Below are 3,377 nucleotides of genomic sequence, written 5' to 3' on the forward strand. Positions count from 1 at the left end.
TTGCGGGAGGACTATACCCGCCCGCCGGCAGTCTCGGACGCCGCCAACATGGATGACACCCTCTACATGGGCGAGCTCGTGGAGCCGCTCGGCTTCGATTCGATCTGGGCCACCGAACATTACGGCTCGGCCTATTCCATGCAGCCCAACCCCTTACAATACCTGGCGTACTGGGCCGGTCGCACCACCCGGGTCGACATGGGCACGGCGGTGATCGTCGCCCCGTGGTGGAATCCCGTGCGGCTGGCGCACGAGATCTCTATGCTCGACATCCTGCTCAAGGGCCGTCGTTTGCACCTGGGGCTGGGGCGCGGCATCGCGCCGCATGAGTATGCCTCGCTCGGCTACCCGATGGCGCAATCGCACCAATATTTCTACGACGTGGTGCAGATCCTCCGGGCCGCCGACGGCGCTGAGCGCTTCACGTTTGAGGGCGACATCTACAAGATTCCCCCAACCACTATCCGCCCCCAGGCGCGCCATAAAGGGGAGCTCACCCGGACGATCAAAGCGGCGTTCTCGTCCCCGGCCTCCATGCGCCTGGCCGCCCAGCATGGCCTGGGGCAGCTGTTTGTCGCCAACGACGACTTGGACGCGATGACCGCGCAAGTGCGGCAGTTCAATACCATCCGCGCCGCACACGGCCTGCCGCCGGACCAGCCCACCACCCTCGTGTGGATGTACTGCGCCGAGACCGCCGCCGAGGCCGAAGAAGGCTGGGAGTACTTCTACAACCAGCTGAAGGCCGCGCAGCATCATTACTTTGAATGGAATAACCCCGGCTATGCGGGCATCCCTGGCTATGAGTCCTACCTCCAGCGCCAGACGGCGGATGTCGGGGTCGCCGCGGCAGGCTTTGCCGCCCGGCGCGCCACCCAGCCCATCGGCACCCCGGACGAGATCATCGCCAAGATCACCACGCTGCAGCAGGCCCTCAGCCTGGAAATGCTCGTGGTGCACGTGTTCTACGGCGGCATGCCTCGGCACAAGGCCGAAAAGAGCCTGCGTCTCTTTGCCAAGGAAGTCCTCCCCGCCGTGCAGGCCATGCCTACCCCGATCAATCCCGCCTCGCTGGGTGAGGGGGGGGCGCGTCCAGGCGGGTTGACGTCGCAAAGGCCGTAGGCATGGTCGTGTACCTCACATTCCGCACCCCTCGGATGGTGATCCACGGCATTTCCTAGCGGCATTTTTCGCGCGCACAACAAACCTTCCCAGTGGTATGGTATCGTCGCATGAGAGGAGATACACCAAACACCTGCGGCCTTGGAGAGTGGTATGGGTCTCGTGCTCCCGCCTGTCGAAGCGTACCAGGTCCAACATCTGCCCATTGTGAAAGCCTATGCCGACAAGATCGGCTTGGTTGAAACGATTAATCAGGTGGTGCCGACCGAGATGGGGGTCGATCCAGGGACGATTGTGCTGGGGATGATCCTCGATACCCTCAGTGGCCGGAGTCCCCTGTATCGCTTGGAAGAGTTCTTTGCGCACCAAGATACGGCGCTCCTGTTGGGCAAGGCCGTCGCGCCTGAGGCCTTTAATGATGACACCGTCGGGCGGATCCTGGAGCGCCTCTATGACGTGGGGACCATGAAGATTTTTACGGCCTGTGCTGTCCGTGCCGATCAGGTCTATGGGTTGGACAAACGGTATGTGCACTTTGATACGACGTCCATCAGCGTCTATGGGGAGTATCTGCCGCCGGAGGGGCAGCCCGACCAGCAGGAGCCGGCCGTCCCCTTTACGATTACCCATGGCTATAGCAAAGCCAAGCGGCCGGATCTGAAGCAGTTCGTCTTCTCGACGTTGTGCGTCGACCGTGCCGTCCCCCTCTGGGGTACTCCAGAGGATGGCAATGCCTCGGATAAAACCATCAACAACACCCTCTTATCGGGCATTGCGACCTTCCTGGCCCAGCATGGGGTTGCCCCCGGGGCCTACATCTATGTCGCCGATGCCGCGCTGGTGACGGCGGACAATCTGGCCGCGCTCGGTGACACCCTCTTCATCACCCGCCTCCCAGCCACCTATAACGAATGTGGGCGGCTCATTACCGAGGCGGTGGCCCACAACACGTGGGAAGACGTCGGCGTGCTCGCCCACACCAAACCCACCAAGCAGCGTCCCGTAACGTCCTATAAAGCCTATGAAGGGGAGGTCACGCTCTACGGGACCGCCTATCGAGCGGTGGTGGTCCACTCCAGCGCCCAGGACAAACGGCGGCAGCAGCGGCTGGCACGGGACATCCAGACCTCGTATAGCACTATGCAGACCGCGGCACGGGCTGCAGAGCACCAGGAGTATTTCTGCCGCGCCGATGCGGACGCCGCGGCGGCGCGGCTCCGCGCGGTCTCTGCTGCCTATCATCGGCTGGACGTCGCGGTGGAGGAACGGCTCGTGTATGGCCGGGGCCGGCCCAATGCCCACAAGCCGCGCCCGATCACAGCCAGACGCTATTGGCTGAAGACGGCCATCAGTCCCCAGACCGAGCGCATTGCTCGTACGGAGGAAGAGGCGGGCTGCTTCGTGCTGCTCACCAATGTGCCCACGGCGGGGGAACTCGCCCATAGTGCCCGGGACATCCTCACCGTCTACAAAGAGCAACATGGGACAGAGCAAAACTACGGGTTTCTCAAAGACCCGGTGCTGGTCAATAGTCTCTTTCTGAAGAAGCCAGAACGCATCGAAGCCTTGGGGCTCATCTTGTTGTTGGCCCTGCTGCTCTGGCGCTTGATGGAGCGCACCATGCGGACGTATGTGGACACCACCCGCACGCCCTTGCCAGGGTGGGACAAGAAAGCGACGGCGCGGCCGACAGCCTTCATGATGATCACGAAGTTTGCGGGCGTGATCGTCTTGAAGTGCGGCCACGGTCGGCAGCTCGCGCGCCCGCTCTCGGTCGTCCAACAGCACTATCTGACCGCCCTCGACGTGCCGGCCATCTGTTTCACGCTGCCCGCAGGCTAACAGAGGACTCCGATGGCAGCACGGCGCCTCTCACGACGGCACAAACAGATCCTCCAATGGTTAGCGGTGGACCACCAGCGCACCCGCGGCATGATCAGGAGTAGTCATCAGGATCTGGTACGGGCCTTGCCGGGAGACAAGGGCAACATCAGTCATAGTCTCCAGACCCTCGAGACACGAGGTCTGATTGTCATCAGTCGTTCACCTGGCGGGAAAGCCGAATCCGTGTGGCTCACCCCGGAGGGGCAGAAATGGGCCTCGCAACTCACAGGAAGTTGTGATTAAGACAAAAACAGTGTAGCAACAATGGGTTATAGCGCATGACATAGTCTGTATCTCGCTCCCGCTCCTCTCTCTACGAGAGGCTCTGCGAAAATGGCTTCAGCAGTGCGAAAAAGGGTGCGGAATGTGAG

2 protein-coding genes are annotated in these 3,377 nt (G+C 62.0%); both read left to right on the forward strand.

Annotated features, from left to right (window positions below):
* A partial coding sequence (locus tag VJ464_13660) for an LLM class flavin-dependent oxidoreductase (protein HKQ06177.1) occupies positions 1-1,122 on the forward strand: 1,122 nt, incomplete at its 5' end.
* Positions 1,123-1,275: 153 nt separating this feature from the next.
* Positions 1,276-2,964 (forward strand): IS1634 family transposase, encoded by a 1,689-nt coding sequence (locus VJ464_13665; protein HKQ06178.1) that lies wholly within the window; start codon positions 1,276-1,278, stop codon positions 2,962-2,964.
* The last annotated feature ends 413 nt before the right edge of the window (positions 2,965-3,377 follow it).

This window comes from Blastocatellia bacterium, from assembly GCA_035275065.1.
Lineage (GTDB): Bacteria > Acidobacteriota > Blastocatellia > UBA7656 > UBA7656 > DATENM01.